Source organism: Stutzerimonas sp. S1, from assembly GCF_025966695.1.
Lineage (GTDB): Bacteria > Pseudomonadota > Gammaproteobacteria > Pseudomonadales > Pseudomonadaceae > Stutzerimonas.
Genome location: NZ_JAOEIY010000001.1, coordinates 471,544 through 486,588, shown reverse-complemented (window position 1 = coordinate 486,588; position 15,045 = coordinate 471,544). Strand labels below are relative to the sequence as shown.

Annotated in this window: 12 protein-coding genes; 7 read left to right on the top strand and 5 right to left on the bottom strand. The window is 63.0% G+C overall.

Annotation, left to right across the window (positions count from 1 at the left end):
• Positions 1 to 3: 3 nt before the first annotated feature.
• On the bottom strand, positions 4 to 1,383 hold the full coding sequence (gene dbpA, locus N8H22_RS02200; protein ID WP_264588989.1) for an ATP-dependent RNA helicase DbpA: 1,380 nt from the start codon (positions 1,381 to 1,383) through the stop codon (positions 4 to 6).
• A 179-nt stretch (positions 1,384 to 1,562) separates the two neighbouring features.
• Between dbpA and N8H22_RS02195 the strand changes: the two genes are divergently transcribed.
• From N8H22_RS02195 to N8H22_RS02180, 4 genes are all read left to right on the top strand, one after another.
• On the top strand, positions 1,563 to 2,072 hold the full coding sequence (locus tag N8H22_RS02195) for an ATP-dependent zinc protease (RefSeq protein WP_264588988.1): 510 nt from the start codon (positions 1,563 to 1,565) through the stop codon (positions 2,070 to 2,072).
• Positions 2,073 to 2,892: 820 nt separating this feature from the next.
• A complete protein-coding gene (locus tag N8H22_RS02190) occupies positions 2,893 to 3,156 on the top strand; it encodes a DUF4212 domain-containing protein (RefSeq protein ID WP_264588987.1) in 264 nt (87 codons plus the stop codon).
• A gap of 5 nt (positions 3,157 to 3,161) precedes the next feature.
• Positions 3,162 to 4,931 carry a sodium:solute symporter family protein gene (locus tag N8H22_RS02185; protein WP_264588986.1) on the top strand — a complete coding sequence of 590 codons (1,770 nt, stop codon included), beginning with the start codon at positions 3,162 to 3,164 and terminating at the stop codon, positions 4,929 to 4,931.
• Between the two features lie 98 nt (positions 4,932 to 5,029).
• On the top strand, positions 5,030 to 5,548 hold the full coding sequence (locus tag N8H22_RS02180) for a hypothetical protein (protein ID WP_264588985.1): 519 nt from the start codon (positions 5,030 to 5,032) through the stop codon (positions 5,546 to 5,548).
• Positions 5,549 to 5,821: 273 nt separating this feature from the next.
• Here the strand turns inward: N8H22_RS02180 and N8H22_RS02175 are convergent, their stop codons facing one another.
• From N8H22_RS02175 to N8H22_RS02165, 3 genes are all read right to left on the bottom strand, one after another.
• The gene (locus tag N8H22_RS02175) at positions 5,822 to 6,529 is read right to left on the bottom strand and encodes a 3'-5' exonuclease (protein ID WP_264588984.1); all 708 of its coding nucleotides are present in this window, start codon (positions 6,527 to 6,529) and stop codon (positions 5,822 to 5,824) included.
• Positions 6,530 to 6,535: 6 nt separating this feature from the next.
• Positions 6,536 to 8,470 (bottom strand): putative nucleotidyltransferase substrate binding domain-containing protein, encoded by a 1,935-nt coding sequence (locus N8H22_RS02170; RefSeq protein WP_264588983.1) that lies wholly within the window; start codon positions 8,468 to 8,470, stop codon positions 6,536 to 6,538.
• Positions 8,471 to 8,658: 188 nt separating this feature from the next.
• Positions 8,659 to 10,839, bottom strand: a complete 2,181-nt coding sequence (locus N8H22_RS02165; RefSeq protein WP_264588982.1) for a malate synthase G — start codon at positions 10,837 to 10,839, stop codon at positions 8,659 to 8,661.
• Between the two features lie 228 nt (positions 10,840 to 11,067).
• Between N8H22_RS02165 and N8H22_RS02160 the strand changes: the two genes are divergently transcribed.
• On the top strand, positions 11,068 to 11,586 hold the full coding sequence (locus tag N8H22_RS02160; RefSeq protein WP_264588981.1) for an ACT domain-containing protein: 519 nt from the start codon (positions 11,068 to 11,070) through the stop codon (positions 11,584 to 11,586).
• A 3-nt stretch (positions 11,587 to 11,589) separates the two neighbouring features.
• Here N8H22_RS02160 and rarD read toward each other — a convergent pair whose 3' ends face one another.
• The gene (gene rarD / locus N8H22_RS02155) at positions 11,590 to 12,480 is read right to left on the bottom strand and encodes an EamA family transporter RarD (RefSeq protein ID WP_264588980.1); all 891 of its coding nucleotides are present in this window, start codon (positions 12,478 to 12,480) and stop codon (positions 11,590 to 11,592) included.
• A gap of 179 nt (positions 12,481 to 12,659) precedes the next feature.
• On the opposite strand from rarD, the gene N8H22_RS02150 reads away from it, so the two are divergent.
• A complete protein-coding gene (locus N8H22_RS02150) occupies positions 12,660 to 13,427 on the top strand; it encodes a glucose 1-dehydrogenase (protein ID WP_264588979.1) in 768 nt (255 codons plus the stop codon).
• The gene (treF, locus tag N8H22_RS02145; protein WP_264588978.1) at positions 13,424 to 15,043 is read left to right on the top strand and encodes an alpha,alpha-trehalase TreF; all 1,620 of its coding nucleotides are present in this window, start codon (positions 13,424 to 13,426) and stop codon (positions 15,041 to 15,043) included. Before N8H22_RS02150 ends, treF begins: the two co-directional genes overlap by 4 nt.
• Positions 15,044 to 15,045 lie beyond the last annotated feature (2 nt).

Genomic DNA, 15,045 nt, shown 5'->3' with positions numbered 1-15,045 from the left:
GGCTCAGAGCGCCCGTACCTTCAGCGAACGGCCTTTGATCTTGCCGTCATTCAGGCGTTTGAGCGCCTGCCGGGCCACGTCGCGTTCGACTGCCACGAAGGCCTGGAAGTCGAAGATGGCGATCTTGCCCACCTGGCTGCCGGGAATACCGGCCTCGCCGGTCAGCGCACCGAGGATGTCACCGGGGCGCAGCTTATCCTTGCGACCGGCACCGATGCACAGCGTCACCATCGGTGGCTGCAGCGGCTCGCCGGTTTTGGCCTTCAGGCTGTCTAACGGCTGCCAGTTCAGCGCTGCCTTCTGCAGATTTTCGATGGCTTGCGCGCGATGTGCTTCGGCCGGCGCTACCAGACTGATCGCCATGCCGCGGTTGCCGGCCCGCCCGGTACGCCCGACGCGGTGCACGTGAATTTCCGCATCGCGTGCCAGTTCGACGTTGATCACCATGTCCAGCGCATCGATATCCAGGCCGCGTGCCGCCACATCTGTCGCCACCAGCACCGACAGGCTGCGGTTGGCGAACATCGCCAGCACCTGGTCGCGGTCACGCTGCTCCAGGTCGCCATGCAGGGCCATCGCCGAGATGCCGTGTGTGGTGAGGTAGTCGACGACGTCCTGGCATTGCTGCTTGGTGAAGCAGAACGCCACGCAGCTCTGTGGACGGAAGCCGGCAAGCACGCGCAGCACCGCTTCCAGCCGCTCGTTGGGGTCGATCTCGTAGAAGCGTTGCTCGATCTGGCTATCGTCGTGCAGCGCCTCGATCCGGACCTGCTGCGGGTCGCGCATGAAGGTCGCCGCGAGCTGCTTGATCCCGGCCGGATAGGTGGCGGAGAACAGCAGGGTCTGCCGCCGTGTCGGAGTCTGGCTGATGATCTCGGCGATGGCGTCGTAGAAGCCCATGTCGAGCATGCGATCGGCTTCGTCGAGTATCAGCGTGTTGAGCCCGTCCAGCTTCAGGCTGCCTTTCTTCAGGTGTTCCTGCACCCGCCCTGGCGTGCCGACGATGACATGGGCGCCGTGTTCCAGCGAACCGATCTGCGGACCGATGGAGACGCCACCGCACAGGGTGAGAATCTTGATGTTGTCCGCTGCCCGCGCCAGCCGGCGCAGTTCCTTGGCGACCTGATCGGCCAGTTCACGGGTCGGGCAGAGCACCAGTGCCTGGCATCCGAAATAGCGCGGATTGAGCGGCTCCAGCAGAGCGATTCCGAAGGCGGCGGTCTTGCCGCTGCCGGTCTTCGCCTGGGCGATCAGATCTTGGCCCTTGAGCATGATCGGCAGGCTCTGCGCCTGGATCGGCGTCATCTCGGTGTAGCCGAGCGCTTCGAGGTTGGCGAGGGTGGCGGTGCAAAGGGGTAATGATGAAAAGGCGGTACTGGGCACGGAAGAAGTCTTCGCAAAGGAGGCGGACTGCAGTCTATCAGGCCGCCGGCGCAGAAGTCGGTCGCAAGGTGTTGCGAGGAATCCGGCGGCATGACGAAATGTTCTGAAAACCCGAAGACGGAACCCCTCGCAGGGAGGTTGATCGAAAATTATCCATTCCCGCACCCTGGAGGTTTGTTTTGTCCCGCGCTTTATTCCTTTTCGGCCTGTTCGCCCTACCGGCGCTGGCAGCCGAGCCCACCCTTTATGGACGTTACGAACACATCAAGATCGAAGAACTCGGCAAGACTCTGCCGGCCAAGATGGATACTGGCGCCATGACTGCTTCCTTGTCCGCACGGGACATCGAGCAGTTCGAGCGTGATGGCGAAGACTGGGTACGCTTCCGCCTGGCGGTCGATGGAGCCGACGACACCCTTTACGAGCGACGCCTGCTCGGCATCAGCCGAATCAAGACGCGTGTCGAGGAAGCCGGCAACGTTGACCCGGAGCGCGAGCCGCCGCGTGCAGAGCGCCCCATCGTCGGCATGCAGTTGTGCATCGGCGACCAGTTGCGCGAAGCGGAAGTGAACCTGACCGATCGCTCTCACTTCAGCTATCCGTTGTTGATCGGCGCGGAGACTATCCGCGATCTGAATGCCGCGATCGATCCGGCAGGCAAATATACCGCCGGCCGACCAGCCTGCTAGCGCGGCGTCACCGAGCCGAACATCAGGGACGGCCGGGCGCGCAGGGCACCTGGCCGGCTTTGCATGCGGCATTCCGGTTGGCTTCTGCGTCCGGTCGGCTTCTCTGCCGCGGCGCTCTGGGCGCTGCGCTGCCGATCGGTCATCCCCTATATAAAGAAGATAACCCGTCCGAGCGGCGCAGGTGGGCGTGAGGACGCCCGGCAGAGCTGTTGGTGTCAGCGCGACACCGCTTCTGGAATAGAGGCCGCGTGCAATAAAAAGGAAATATCAGAGGATCATATTGAATAGCTGATGGCGTCTGCTCTTTTTTGTTTGTTTAATTTGTTTTAAGCGGTTTGTTAATTTGGTTGATAGTTTGTTGTGTAGTGTTGGGTTAACTTGTTCTGGTCTGTTTATTTGTTTATTTGTTTATTTGTTTATTTGTTTATTTGTTTATTTGTTTATTTGTTTATTTGTTTATTTGTTTGTTTGTATTAATTGTCGGGCGGTTGTGAGTTACTTGCGCTGCTCAGTAATGGTGAGATTAATAACGCCGTGACCGACCAGTCCGTTTCATCGCCTCGTTTGCAGGATGGGTCTTCAAGGTCGGGATCGGCCTGGTTGGCGCTTCAGGTGTGTTCTAGGCTGTCTGCGGCGAAGGTTCCGTAGCCCATGCTGGCGCTCTGCCTCTGGTCGACGTACACCTTCTGGTGCAGGCCCGGTTGGTCAATCGATCTTGTTCGTCAGACTAAAGTCGGGGCTTTCATTCATTAACCTACCCCTGCTAAATTCAGCATGTGGGTTCCCTTCACACGCAATAAAAATAAGGCGGAGAACGTCAATGGCCGACAACGATAAAGAAAATGCTGCTGCGTACTGGAAGGCGAATGTTCGCCTTATCATTTGGAGCTTAGTGGTCTGGGCTCTTGTCTCATATGGTTTCGGTATCCTCCTGCGCCCGCTGGTATCCGGAATCCCCGTTGGGGGCTCGGATCTAGGCTTCTGGTTCGCTCAACAGGGTTCCATCATCACGTTCATTGCGATCATCTTCCACTACGCGTGGCGGCTGAACAAACTGGACAAGGAATTCGGGGTTGAGGAGTAACCACTATGAGCCAATATTGGATCAACATGCTGTTCGTGGGCGCCTCGTTCCTGCTTTATATCGGGATCGCGGTCTGGGCTCGCGCTGGGTCAACTAAAGAGTTCTACGTTGCTGGCGGTGGCGTTCACCCCATAACCAACGGTATGGCAACGGCGGCGGACTGGATGTCTGCAGCTTCCTTCATCTCCATGGCAGGCCTGATTGCTGCCGGTGGTTATGGCACCTCGGTTTACCTGATGGGCTGGACCGGTGGCTACGTGCTGCTGGCGATGCTGCTGGCACCCTATCTGCGCAAATTCGGCAAGTTCACTGTGCCGGACTTCATCGGTGACCGTTTCTACAGTCGTGGTGCGCGTCTGGTAGCCGTTGTCTGTCTCATCCTCATCTCCGTTACCTACGTAATCGGGCAGATGGCGGGTGCTGGTGTGGCGTTCTCTCGCTTCCTGGAAGTGAGCAACTCCGCTGGTATCTGGATTGCCGCTGCCATCGTGTTCGCCTACGCGGTATTCGGTGGCATGAAGGGCATCACCTACACCCAGGTGGCGCAGTACATCGTGCTGATCGTGGCCTACACCATTCCGGCCGTGTTCATTGCCATGCAGCTGACTGGCAACCCGATCCCGATGTTCGGCATGTTCGGTACTCACGCCGATTCCGGCTTGCCGCTGCTGGACAAGCTGGATCAGGTCGTGACCGATCTGGGCTTCGCTGCCTACACCGCCGACGTCGACAACAAGCTGAACATGTTCCTGTTCACCCTGTCGCTGATGATCGGTACCGCTGGTCTGCCGCACGTAATCATTCGCTTCTTCACCGTGCCGAAGGTGGCTGATGCTCGTTGGTCCGCTGGCTGGACCCTCATCTTCATCGCCCTGCTGTACCTCACCGCACCGGCCGTTGCCTCCATGGCACGTCTGAACCTGGTAGATACCATCTATCCGGAAGGTCCGAAGGCTGAAGCGATTCGCTACGACGAGCGTCCGAGCTGGATCCAGACCTGGGAAACCACTGGTCTGATCAAGTGGGAAGACAAGAACAGCGATGGTCGTATCCAGTTGTACAACGACACCAACGCCAAGTTCACTCCGACTGCACAGGAGCGTGGCTGGAACGGCAACGAACTGACTGTCAACAACGACATCATCGTGCTGGCCAACCCGGAAATCGCCAACCTGCCGGGCTGGGTCATCGGTCTGATCGCTGCGGGTGCCATCGCGGCCGCTCTGTCGACTGCGGCTGGTCTGCTGCTGGCCATCTCCTCGGCAATCAGTCATGACCTGATCAAGACGCTCATCAATCCGAAGATCAGTGAGAAGAACGAGATGATGGCGGCACGTCTGTCCATGACGGCAGCTATCCTCCTGGCCACCTATCTGGGTCTGAACCCACCGGGCTTTGCGGCTCAGGTTGTGGCACTGGCGTTCGGCCTCGCGGCAGCGAGCCTGTTCCCGGCGCTGATGATGGGTATCTTCTCCAAGCGCGTGAACAGCAAGGGTGCGGTTGCGGGAATGCTGGTTGGTATCGTGAGCACCGCCGTGTACATTTTCCTGTACCTGGGCTGGTTCTTCGTTCCTGGCACCAACAGCTTCGCCAACGTACCGGCTGAGTGGGTGTTCGGTATTTCTCCGCAGGCCTTCGGTGCTGTGGGTGCCATCCTGAACTTCGCTGTCGCCTACGCCGTTTCGATGGCTACCGAGGCTCCGCCGAAGGAGATTCAGGATCTGGTTGAAAGCGTACGTACGCCGAAAGGTGCTGGTACTGCGATCGCCCACTAAGCGAGACGCAAACCGAAGTCAGGTCTGGTACCTGACCCAGGGTTGAGGCATAAATCGGGCTTCCATCTGGAAGCCCGATTTCTTTAAGGAAGTTGTATATGTTCTGGCATCTCATTGCTGCAATCGTCGCCGCCTTCGCGGGCGCCGGGATCGCGCTGTTGTTGCGCTCCCTGTCTGGCAAGCGGCTGCCGAAGTGGATCATTCCGGTGTTCGCCGGTCTGGGCATGTTCGGCTACACGATCTATTACGAGTACAGCTGGTTTCAGACTTCACAGGCTCGCCTGCCGCAAGGCTCGGTGGTCGTCTCCAGCGAAGAGGGCCACATGCTGTGGCGGCCCTGGACCCTGCGTTTCCCCATGCCGCTGGCCTACACGGTGCTCGACAACACCAACGCGCAGATCCAGGACACTCCCCAGGGGCGTCTGGCTCGGTTCGTCCTGTATCGCTTTGAAAAGCAGCACCTGACGTCCACGGTGAAAAGCGGCAAATACCAACTGCTCTGCAACGAGCGCGCAATGTTCCGGCTGAACGATGCCGGTGAGGCCAAGATGGAAACCTTGACCGAGCTGGAAGCCGATTCCCCGCTTTACCAGGCTATCTGCAACGCCGACCGGTAGTCGGCGTGCTGGCCAACGATTCGCTCGTTAGCCAATCGCTTCGATCCACCCGCGCCAATCTGCCGCCATCCTGCTTGTGACGAGCGGCGTGTGGGCGGGGTATATGCGCGATCAGCTTGTGGGCGAGCGGTCCGGGCCCGAAGAAGTGCCCGGTTTCCGCCGAGTTCTCCTTCGACTGGCGTGTGGCGAACGCGAGCGTGGACCTGCCCTCAACCGTACCTTTGGCTGGGACAGCATTGGCGGGCGAGCTGCCTATCGTGTTTCGGGGGTCGATCAGAATGAGTGCAGCGCGGCCTGGCGTGAACGGTTCCAGCATCTGAGTCGCTGGGCCAGTTCGTCGATGCGTCCGATGCCCATGCGCTGGGCGCGATTCATCAGAATCAGCGCGATTTCCGCTGTGGCCATGGCGTCCGCGGACGCGTGATGGCGCTGCGGGTTGTCGATGTGGAAGTACTCGAGCCAGTGGTCAAGACCGCCGCGGTGAATCAGCGCCTGTGGAAACAGCATGGGCGCCAGCTCGGCCACATCGAGAAAGGTGTTTTCCAGGGTGTAGCCCAGCTCCTTCTTCAGCGCACGGGCGAGCATGCGCTGGTCGAAGGGGGCGTGGAAGGCGAGGAACACGCTGTCGCCGGCGAACTCCATGAACTGGAGCAGCGCTTCGGCGGGCGGCAGTCCTCTGGCTAGTTCACTGGGCGCGATGCCGTGGATCAGCACGCTTTCGGTCACCTTCACCTGACGGTTGAGGGTGCACTCGAATTGCTGGGAGAAGTCGATGGCAGCGTTTTCGATGGTGACTGCACCGATGGAAATGACCAGGTCGCGCTTGAGGTGCAGCCCCGTGGTTTCGAGGTCGAGCACCACCAGCCGCTGCTGGCGCAGTGGCGTCTCGCCCGGTGCGATGGGGCGCGGCAGCTTGGCCAGGCGTTGTTGATGATCGAGCGTGAGCTTCGGCCCGCGGGGGTGGAACCAGGTCATTTTCATCTCGGATTACAACTGGTAGCGCAGGGCTAGGCTTGCCTGCAGGCGTTGGGCCTGCCGGAAGGACTCGCGCAGGATCCGACGATCGAGTGCGTTGAGCGTATCCGGGTCGAGCCGATTGGAATAGGGCGCCTCGTCGCGCGCTTGCTGTTGGTGGTGCTGCATGCGCGTCTGCTGGATGAAGTGGTAGGCCTCCTCGTAGGCGGCACCATCCTTGGCTTCGATGGCGCCTTTCTCGACCAGTTGGCGCAGACGCTCAAGTGTGTTGCACTCGCCGATCCCGTTGGCCAAGGCCAGCAGTCGAGCGCCATCGACGAATGGGGTCAGGCCCTGGACCTTGAGGTCGAGCGTGTCCTTGCCGTCGCCCTTGCGCGCCAGCACGAAGTCGCGGAAACGCCCAACCGGTGGTCGGTGACGCAGGGCGTTGTCGGCCATCATGCGCTGGAACAGGCGATTGTCGGCAATCTCCTCGAGCAGGCCCAGGCGCAGTTGTTCGCAGCCTTCCTGCGGACCCCAGATGGCCCGCAGATCGAAGTAGATGGTGCTGCTGAGCAGGTTCTCCGGGGTCGCTTCGCGGACGAACGAGCTGAAGCGACGGGCCCACTCCTGGCGTGACAGGCACAGCTCGGGGTTGCTGGCCATGATGTTGCCTTTGCACAGGGTGAAGCCGCAGGTGTCCAGATCGCGGTTGATCCGCTCGGCCAGAGGCAGTAGCCGCCCGCGCAGGTGCGCCGCCTCGGCAGCGTCGGCCGCTTCGAAGAGGATGCCGTTGTCCTGGTCGGTATACAGGGTCTGTTCGCGGCGGCCTTCACTGCCGAAACACAGCCAGGTGAACGGTACGCCGGGGTCGCCCATGTCCTCGATTGCCAGCTCGATCACGCGGCAGACCGTGTGATCGTTGAGCAGGGTGATGATGTGGGTGATCTGTGTGGACGACGCACCATGCGCCAGCATGTTGTCCACCAGCTGCTTGATGCCGCTGCGGATCAGTACCAGCGACTCGACACGGTCCGCATGGCGGATGGTCTGTGCCAGGTGCACCAGGTCTACGCGCTGCAGGGAGAACAGGTCGCGTTCGGAAATGACGCCGCACAGCAGGCCGTTCTTCACCACGCAGACGTGGGCGATATGCCGTTCGGTCATGGCGATGGCGGCGTCGAAGGCGGTCGCCTCCGGTGGCATGTGGAACGGTTGCTGGGTCATGAAGGCCGAGATCGGGCTGTCCAGTTCGCCCTGTTGCAGGCCCACCACCCGCCGCAGGTCGCGCAGGGTGAAGATGCCCAGCGGACGCTGCTGGTCGTCGACGATGACGATGCTGCCGACATTCTCCGTCTGCATCAGGCCGACCGCTTCACGCAATGGCAGCGATGGTGCGCACGCGACCGGATGGTGCAGCGCCAGCTCGCCGAGGGTGGTGTCCAGCGAATACTGCTCGCCGAGGCTTTCCACCGCGCGCATCTGTACCTGCTGATTGACCAGGTCGAGCAGGCTGCTGACCCCACGCATGGCGAAATCGCGGAAGACGGTGGAAATCGACACCAGTTTGACGAAGGCGGGCTTGTTGAGCAGCAGGCAGAAGGTGTCCTCGGCTGCCAGGTGGGCGGTGCGCGTGGCGCGCTCGCCCATCAGCGCGGCCATGGGGAAGCACTCGCCGACGATCACCTCGAAGGTGGTCTCGCTACCCCGCTTGGCGGTATGCGGTCGCTGTCCGTGTACCCGGCCCTGCTTGACGATATAGAAGTGCTCGACCACTCCGTCCTCGGGCGAAATGATGCGGTCGCCTTCGGCGTAGAAGCGCAGCTCGCAGTTTTCGACGAGGAAGGCCAGATGGGCTGTTTCCATCTGTTTGAACGGGGGGTACTTGCGCAGAAATTCCATGGTGCCATGGATGTTCTGCATGACCGCGGTTTTACCCGCCTCGGCGAAAGCATCAGCTTTACTCATGGTTCGTTTCCACTTTTTTTCCATGTTCGGCTGCGACCCGTTGCGGGCACATTGGACGTAAGTCTAGTCAGGCCGGCGGCGGACGAGGCTGACCGGTGTCAGTGCGCTTGTGGTTGGTGCAGATTTGTTTCTGGCCGGCATGAAAAAGCCGCCCCGAAGGGCGGCTCTCTGTGCTGCTCGCAGGCGGGTTACAGGCCGTTCTTGGCCTTGAACTCGCGGCGGCGGCGGTGCAGCACCGGCTCGGTGTAGCCGTTGGGCTGCTTGGTGCCTTCGAGGACCAGCTCCAGGGCGGCCTGGAAGGCCACGCTGTTGTCGAAGTCCGGCGCCATCGGGCGGTACAGCGGATCGCCTTCGTTCTGGCGGTCAACCACGGCGGCCATGCGCTTGAGGCTCTCGACCACCTGATCCTTGGTCACCACGCCGTGGCGCATCCAGTTGGCCACGTGCTGGCTGGAGATGCGCAGGGTGGCGCGGTCTTCCATCAGCGCGATGTCGTTGATGTCCGGCACCTTGGAGCAGCCGACGCCTTGCTCGACCCAGCGGACCATGTAGCCGAGGATGCCCTGGGCGTTGTTGTCCAGCTCGTTGCGCTTCTCTTCCTCACTCCAGTTGGTGTCTTGCGCCAACGGCAGGGTGAGGATGTCGTCGATGGAGGCCTTCTCGCGCTTGGCCAGCTCGGCCTGACGCGCTTGCACGTCGACCTTGTGGTAGTGCATGGCGTGCAGGGTGGCGGCGGTCGGCGAGGGAACCCAAGCGGTGTTGGCGCCAGCCAGCGGGTGACCGACCTTCTGCTCGAGCATGGCGGCCATCAGGTCAGGCATGGCCCACATGCCCTTGCCGATCTGCGCCTTGCCCTGCAGACCGCAGGCCAGACCCACGTCGACGTTGTTGTTCTCGTAGGCGCTGATCCACTTCTCGGCCTTCATGGCGGCCTTGCGCACTACCGGGCCGGCTTCCATGGAGGTGTGGATTTCGTCACCGGTGCGGTCGAGGAAGCCGGTGTTGATGAACACCACGCGCTCGCGTGCTTCCTTGATGCAGGCCTTGAGGTTGATCGTGGTACGACGTTCCTCGTCCATGATGCCGACCTTCAGGGTGTTGCGAGGCAGGCCGAGGACGTCCTCGACGCGGCCGAACAGCTCGGTGGCGAAGGCGACTTCTTCCGGGCCGTGCATCTTCGGCTTGACGATGTAGACCGAGCCGGTGCGGGTGTTCTTGCGGGTGGTGTTGCCCTTGACGTTGTGCACCGCGATCAGGCTGGTGAACAGGCCATCCATGATGCCTTCCGGCACCTCGTTGCCGTCCTTGTCGAGGATGGCATCGTTGGTCATCAGGTGACCGACGTTACGGATGAACAGCAGCGAGCGGCCGTGCAGGGTCAGCTCGCCGTTGCCGTCGGCCTTGGTGTAGACGCGGTCCGGGTTCATCGCGCGGGTGATGCGCTTGCCGCCTTTTTCCAGCTCCTCGACCAGGTCGCCCTTCATCAGGCCGAGCCAGTTGCGGTAGACGACGGTCTTGTCGTCGGCGTCGACGGCGGCGATGGAGTCTTCGCAGTCCATGATGGTGGTCAGCGCCGCTTCCATCAGGATGTCCTTCACGCCGGCGGCGTCGGTCCGGCCGATCGGGCTGGCCGGGTCGATCTGGATCTCGAAGTGGATGCCGTTGTTCTTCAGCAGCACGGCGACCGGCGCGCTGGCTTCGCCTTGGAAGCCCTGCAGCTGGGCCGGGTTCTTCAGGCCGGTGGTGCTGCCATTCTTCAGCGCGACGACCAGCTTGCCGCCTTCGATGCGGTAGCCGGTGGAGTCGACGTGCGAGCCGGTTTCCAGCGGTGCGGCTTCATCGAGGAAGGCGCGCGCGTAGGCGATGACCTTGTTGCCGCGGATTTCGTTGTAGCCCGGGCCCTTGGTCGCGCCGTCTTCTTCGGAGATGGCGTCGGTGCCGTACAGCGCGTCGTACAGCGAGCCCCAGCGGGCGTTGGCGGCGTTCAGGGCGAAGCGCGCATTCATGATCGGCACCACCAGCTGCGGGCCGGCCATGCTGGCGATTTCTTCGTCGACGTTCTGGGTGGTGGCCTGGAAGTCTTCGGCTTCCGGTAGCAGGTAGCCGATTTCCTGCAGGAAGGCCTTGTAGGCGACGGCATCGTGAGCCTGACCGGCGCGCGCCTGGTGCCAGGCGTCGATCTTGGCCTGCAGTTCATCACGCTTGGCGAGCAGCGCACGGTTCTTCGGCGCCAGGTCGTGGATGACGCGATCAGCGCCGGCCCAGAAGGCCGCGGCATCGACGCCAGTACCGGGAATCGCTTCGTTGTTCACGAAGTCGTACAGGACTTTGGCGACCTGCAGGCCACCGACTTGAACGCGCTCAGTCATTACTCGCCTCACTTGGTTCTTCTTCAAATCTGTCGGATGCAATTTCTTGTAGTCCGGGTCGGCGGATACTACATGAAGCGCCGGGGAAAATCAGTCCGCTGAAAGTGGCGGCGTTGTCACCCGCGGGGCGATGGCCGGCGGTACCCCGCAGGTGCCATCCCGTACGTGGCTGCTATACCTATGAGGCCGCCCTTGGCGCGCGTCCGATTTCCGCTAGAGGAGCAGCCCATGGATCACCTCGTACTCACCGTCATCGCCGCCGATCAGCCCGGCCTGGTCGAGCGCCTGGCCAAGTGCATCGCCGAGCATGGCGGCAACTGGCTGGAGAGCCGCATGTCGCGCATGGCTGGGCAGTTCGCCGGCATTCTGCGGGTGGCGGTGCCGCAGGCGGCGCATGCCGAGCTCACCGCCGCGTTGCAGGGGCTCGAGGCGCAAGGTATCCGCGTACTGCTGGCGCACAGCGGCACGGAACCGCCGTCGAGCTGGCAGGAGATTCAGCTGGAACTGGTGGGCAACGATCGCCCGGGCATCGTGCGCGACATCACCCATCTGCTGGCTGAGCACGGCGTCAACCTGGAGAGTCTGGACACCGAGGTGCTGCCGGCGCCGATGAGCAACGAGCCGCTGTTCCGCGCCGAGGCGCGTCTGGCAGTGCCCAGCGAACTGTCGCTGGAGCTGCTGCAGGAGCGCCTGGAAACCCTCGCCAACGATCTGATGGTAGAGCTCAAGCTGCAGCCGGCGGGCTGAACGCTACAGGCTGTTCTTGCGCATCAGCCGCCAGGTGTCGACGCTGTAGACCGCCAGACCCGCCCAGATGAAGAAGAAAGCCAGCTGCTTGTCCGCCGGGAAGGGCTCGTCGAACAGCTGCACGGCAAGGATCAGCAACAGCGTCGGCGTGATGTACTGCAGAAAGCCCAGAGTCGAATACGGCAGGTGACGCGCGGCGGCGTTGAAGCACAGCAGCGGAATCAGCGTCACCGGGCCAGCGGCCACCAGCCAGAGCGCCTCGCTCGTGCTCCAGAAGGCTGGCTCGGTGCTCGCGCCGCTGCCGAAGACGAACAGCCAGATCAGCGCCACTGGCAGCAGCAGCCAGGTCTCCACCACCAGCCCGGGCAGCGCCGCCACGGGTGCCTGCTTGCGCAGCAGGCCATAGCTGCCGAAGCTCAGCGCCAGCACGATGGAGATCCACGGAAACTCGCCCAGCGTCAGCAGCTGCAGGGCAACCCCGGTAGCCGCCATCGCCACCGCCAGCCATTGCAGCGGACGCAGCCGCTCGCGCAGCACCACCAAGCCGAGCAGGACGTTGACCAGCGGATTGATGTAGTAGCCCAGACTGGCCTCGACCATGTGGCCGTGGTTCACCGCCCAGACGTAGATCAGCCAATTGCTGGCGATCAGCAGGCTGGAGATCGCCAGCACGCCGATGCGCCGCGGGTGGGCCAGCAGTTCCTGCCACCAACCGGCGTGGCGCCAGATCAGCAGGGCGAGGGTGCCGAACAGCGCCGACCAGATCGCCCGCTGGGTGACGATCTCCAGCGCGCCGAACTGCTCGATCGATTTGAAGTAGAGCGGGAACATGCCCCAGATGCCGAAGGTGATGAGCCCCAGCAGGTAGCCTTTGCGCAGGTCGGCGGTTGCCATGGAGTCCTTCTCGGAGGCGCGGAAAAGCGCGCTATTGTGCGCCTTTGCCGAGACGCGAGAAAGCCGGCGGTGACGCTGGCGGATGTCTGCTCGGCGCCGTTGCGAGCGCCTCGCGGGGAACATGCCGCAGCCGCTTCCGTCAGAACCTCTAGCGAAAGATGCTGGTAGCGGAGGTGCACATGAGATTGCAGAACAAGGTCGCGCTGGTCACCGGCAGCACCCAGGGAATCGGCCGCGGTATCGCCGTGCGGCTGGCCGAGGAGGGCGCCGATATCGTCATCAACGGTCGTGCAGACGACGCCGATGCCCGCGAGAGTGCCGCGCGGGTGCGTGCGCTCGGGCGTCGCGCCTGCATCGTCGCCGCCGATGTCGCCAGCGTGGAGGACTGCCAGCGCCTGGTGCGCGAGAGCGTCGCACAGCTGGGAGGGCTGGATATCCTGGTCAACAACGCCGGGATCCAGACCCAGGCCAGCTTTCTCGAGGCCAGCGCCGAGGATTACGAACGGGTGCTCGCGGTCAACCTGCGCGGGCCGTTCTTCCTCGCCCAGGCCTTCGCCCGCCATTTGCGCGATGCCGGCCATGGCGGTCGCATCATCAACAACAGCTCGGTGCACGAAGAGCTGCCGCACCCCAATTTCGCCAGTTACTGCGCCAGCAAGGGCGGCCTGAAGATGCTCATGCGCAACCTGGCGATCGAGCTGGCGCCGCTGGGCATCACCGTGAACAACGTGGCGCCTGGGGCGGTGGAAACGCCGATCAACCGTGAGCTGCTCGATGCCCCGGACAAGCTCGCCGGCCTGCTGCAGAACATTCCCGCCGGCCGTCTCGGCCAGCCGCGCGATGTGGCCGGGGCCGTGGCCTTTCTCGCTTCGGCCGACGCCGACTACATCACCGGGACTACACTTACCGTCGATGGCGGCCTGCTATGGAATTACCGCGAGCAATGACCGACGCCGACTACCCGTTCGAGTATGACCAAGCCGGTGCGGCCGACACCCTGAGCCCGGCCGAGCGCTACGAGGAGCTATTCGTCGCGGTGCAGATGCAGCGCGTCTTCGACGACAGCAAGACCTTCGTCGACTGCGCACCGCACCGCCATCCGCAACTGATCCTCGACGACTACCGCGCACAAAGCACCGCCGCCGATTTCGACCTGGCCGCCTTCGTGCACGCCAACTTCAGCGTCTACGAGCTGCCGCGCAAGGCCTTCGTCGCCAACCCGGACGACAGTCTCGCCACCCACATCGACCGGCTCTGGCCGGTGCTGACCCGCCATCCGCGCGAGCATCCGCCGTTCTCTTCGCTGCTGCCGTTGCCGCACGACTATGTGGTGCCGGGCGGGCGCTTCACCGAGCTGTACTACTGGGATTCCTACTTCACCATGCTCGGGCTGGACGAAAGCGGGCATTGCGAGCTGCTGCGCGCGATGGCCGACAACTTCGCCTACCTGATCGACACCTACGGACATATCCCCAACGGCAATCGCACCTACTACCTGGGCCGTTCGCAGCCGCCGGTGTTCGCGCTGATGACCGACCTGTTCGAGGAAACCGGCGTGCATCGCGCCAGCGATTACCTGCCGCAGCTGCGCAAGGAATACGCGTTCTGGATGGATGGCGGCGAGGCGCTGCGCCCGGGGGAAGCGCATCGGCGTTGCGTGCGCCTGGCCGACGGCAGCCTGCTCAATCGCTACTGGGATGAGCGCGACACGCCGCGCGAGGAGTCCTATCGCGAGGATGTCGAGACCGCGCGCGCCTCGCCGCGACCGGCCCACGAGGTGTATCGCCACCTGCGCGCCGCGGCGGAATCCGGCTGGGACTTCAGCTCGCGCTGGCTGGACGACCCGCACTGTCTGGCGAGCATCCGCACCACCTGCATCCTGCCGGTGGACCTGAACAGCTTCCTCTACAAGCTGGAACGGCAGATCGCCCGGCTCAGCGCGATCAGGGGCCAGCCACACTGTGCCGAACAGTTCCGCGGATACGCGCAGCAACGGCGCGCCGCGATGAACCGCTACCTGTGGAACGAGGCGAGCGGCGCCTTCTTCGACTACGACTGGGCGAACCAACGCCAGCGTGACAACCTCACCGCCGCGACCCTGGCACCGCTGTTCGTCCAGCAAGCCAGCGCGCACCAGGCGGCTGGCGTGGCGCGGATCGTGCGCGAGCGCCTGCTGGCGCCGGGCGGGCTGCGTACCACCGAGATCTACGGCAGCGGCGAGCAATGGGATTGCCCCAACGGCTGGGCGCCGCTGCAGTGGATCGGCATCCGTGGCTTGCAGCACTACGGCGAGCAGACGCTGGCGCTGGAGATCGAAGAGCGCTGGTTGAAGATCGTCAGCTACCTGTTCGAGCGCGAAAGCCGGCTGGTGGAAAAGTACGTGCTGCGCCCCTGCACCGAGCATGCTGGCGGCGGCGAATACGCCCTGCAGGATGGATTCGGCTGGACCAACGGCGTGACCCGCAAGCTCATGCAGGAAGATCCGGCGCACGAGGCCAATCGCTGTCGCGCCGGGCAGTGCCGGCCAGAGTGGGCGTCGGCGCTGGCGGGCAGCTCCGACTAGCG